The sequence below is a fragment of the Liquorilactobacillus sicerae genome, from assembly GCF_029916425.1.
Classification (GTDB): domain Bacteria; phylum Bacillota; class Bacilli; order Lactobacillales; family Lactobacillaceae; genus Liquorilactobacillus; species Liquorilactobacillus sicerae.
Map to the genome: position 1 here is coordinate 1 of NZ_JAHAVQ010000387.1, position 255 is coordinate 255.

A 255-nucleotide genomic window follows, 5' to 3' on the forward strand; every position below is an offset into this window, starting at 1 on the left:
TTGGCTATCATGTCAATGATCCTGAACGCTTTGGGGTGGTTGAATTTGATGATCAAAGGCACGCAATTTCATTGGAAGAAAAGCCAACTAACCCCAAGAGCAATTATGCGGTTACGGGTTTATATTTTTATGACAATCGAGTCGTTGATTATGCAGCAAACTTGAAACCCTCAGCTCGGGGAGAATTAGAAATCACTGATTTAAATAAGATCTATTTGGAAAATAAAGAACTAAACGTTAAGTTGATGGGCCGTG

1 protein-coding gene is annotated in these 255 nt (G+C 38.8%); it reads left to right on the forward strand.

Annotation, left to right across the window (positions count from 1 at the left end):
• A partial coding sequence (locus tag KH893_RS13330) for a sugar phosphate nucleotidyltransferase (protein WP_281166415.1) occupies positions 1-255 on the forward strand: 255 nt, incomplete at both ends.